The organism is Pseudomonas migulae NBRC 103157, assembly GCF_002091715.1.
Classification (GTDB): Bacteria; Pseudomonadota; Gammaproteobacteria; order Pseudomonadales; family Pseudomonadaceae; genus Aquipseudomonas; species Aquipseudomonas migulae_A.
On sequence record NZ_BDAG01000090.1, the window covers coordinates 1 to 2,317 of the forward strand.

Genomic DNA, 2,317 nt, shown 5'->3' on the forward strand with positions numbered 1-2,317 from the left:
ATGCCGGGTTAGCCGCCCCCGGCCATGGATGGCCGATGGCGGCGGCCCACGGAGCAGGACCGGAGCGAGGGCATGCCGAACATTAGCGAGGCACCGAACGAAAGGGGCAAAAGCGCTTGGTTACTTGCCGCTTTTGCAAGTGACTCGCCGTAAGGGCGAAACCGTCAGCGGCCGTTACCGCAGAAACAGATATGTACACGACCGGTTTCCTATCGACCAGACGATCACAGCAACGACAAGGTGTAGTTGATAATAAAGCGATTCTGATCAACATTACGCCCCGCATCAGTGTTCGACTTGCCATTGCGCACACTGAACCCAAGCCCTTTAAGCGAACCCGACTGCAGCACATAGTCCAGGGTCATATCGCGCTCCCACTCAGACTGATTACCCGCATTGCGAACCTTGATATCAGTCCCCTTCAAATACACGATCGACGCTTTCAGCCCCGGCACGCCCAGCGGCGCAAAGTCATACGTGTATTGCCCAAAGTTCGTCTGCTCACCCGCACGGGTAAAACTCTGGATCATGCGGTCCGTCGGCAAATAAACACTGCCACCCCCCGCCCCTTTATCAACCAGGCTGCCCTGGTTGGGCTGGACGAAGTTGCTGCCATCACCCACTTGCTGATGCCCCAGCGACACCGAGTGGCCACCGTTCATATAAGTGATCATCGCAACCCAGGTGTTGTTGTCGATTTCGCCATTGTTGTCCTCGGTGTAACCGGAGGTGCGATAGCCTTGCACGCGGCCTGCGGCGGAACTGTTGGCCCCGGTCGACGTGGTGCGAAAGTAACGCAGGTCAGTGGTGAACGAGCTTTTGCTATCGATCGGCAACACATGAGTCAGACCGAAGAAGTTCTGGTTGTAGAAGTCCTCCATCTGCGCGAAGTAATACTGCGCTTTCAGTTCCTTGGTGATGAAGTAATCCCCCCCGGCGAAGTAGAACGTGTTGCTGTCCTGTGTGGCGCCCGGTACGGACAAACCGGTCCGGTCCGTCGACGCGCGACCGACCGCATGTTCAAGCACACCACTGGTCAGCATCAGCCCATCGATGTCATTCGAAGTGATCTGGGCACCGGTGAACGATTGCGGCAATACGCGGGCATCGTTCGACAGCAGGATCGGCAATTTCGGCAGCAGCGTGCCGTAGCGGAACTCGGTTTTCGCAATACGCATCTTCGCCGTGGGACCAAAGCTGCTCCAGGTATCGGCAGCACCGTCGCCATCCGTCGGGATCATGCCGCTACCGACATGACGCCCGGCACCACTGTCCAGTGTCACACCCAGCAGCGCCTGAGCATCGAGCCCGAAACCGACCGTGCCGTGGGTAAACCCGGACTCATAGCGCAGCACGAAACCCTGTGCCGCTTCTTCGGTTTTCGAGGGATCCGCCGCACCATCGCGGTTATCGCTGTTGAAATACAGCGTGCGCATCGAGAGGCTGGCTTTGCTGTCTTCCAGAAAACCGTGCGTGGCAGAATCCGCTGCCTGTGCGCAGATCGAACCGGTGGCCAACAAGAGTGCGGTGGGGATTGCTCGCTTGAACATACGGTGCTCCAGGGTGATTTTTTTATGGTTTTCAAGTGTTGAACGACCGCCATCCGCCGCTGACACCCAACACCGGCGCGCACGATGACGCGCCCAATGAGTGACCATGAGCATTGAAACTGGAGAGCGATCGGAGGGTTCGAGTTAGATCAAGTAAGAGAGACCCACGGTCAACGCGAAGGCGACCACCGAAATGATGGTCTCCAGCACGGTCCAGGTCTTGAAGGTCTGGGCGACGCTCATGTTGAAGTATTCCTTGATCAACCAGAAGCCGCCGTCGTTGACGTGGGAAAAGATCACCGACCCGGCGCCGGTCGCCAGCACCAGCAACTCCGGATGCGGATAGCCCAGACCAATGGCCACCGGCGCCACGATGCCCGACGCCGTGGTCATGGCCACGGTCGCCGACCCGGTGGCGATGCGCATCAGCGCGGCGAACAACCAGCCCATGAGCAGCGGCGACAGGTGAAATTCGTGGGCCAGGCTGACGATCTGGTCAGTGACCCCGGCATCCACCAGAATCCGGTTCAACCCGCCGCCGGCCCCCACCAGCAAGGTGATGCTGGCGGTGGGTGCCAGGCATTCGTTGGTGAACTTGAGGATCGATTCGCGGTTGAAACCCTGGGCGATACCGAGGGTCCAGAAACTCAGCAAGGTCGCCAGCAACAGCGCGATCACCGAGTTGCCGATGAACAACAGAAACTGATTGAAACCGCTGCCCGGCGTGGAAATCAGGTTGGCCCACCCGCCGATCAGCATCAGCACCA

At 58.9% G+C, this 2,317-nt stretch carries 2 protein-coding genes; both read right to left on the reverse strand.

Annotated elements, in window-relative coordinates; genetic code table 11:
- Positions 1-224 precede the first annotated feature (224 nt).
- Positions 225-1,550, reverse strand: a complete 1,326-nt coding sequence (locus tag PMI01S_RS30695) for an OprD family porin (RefSeq protein WP_084323907.1) — start codon at positions 1,548-1,550, stop codon at positions 225-227.
- Between the two features lie 144 nt (positions 1,551-1,694).
- A partial coding sequence (locus PMI01S_RS30700; protein ID WP_218028114.1) for a GntT/GntP/DsdX family permease occupies positions 1,695-2,317 on the reverse strand: 623 nt, incomplete at its 5' end.

Bases quoted from the DNA above. Each gene is read 5' to 3' on its own strand.
- PMI01S_RS30695 (WP_084323907.1), bottom strand. From the start codon at position 1,550: ATGTTCAAGCGAGCAATCCCCACCGCACTCTTGTTGGCCACCGGTTCG.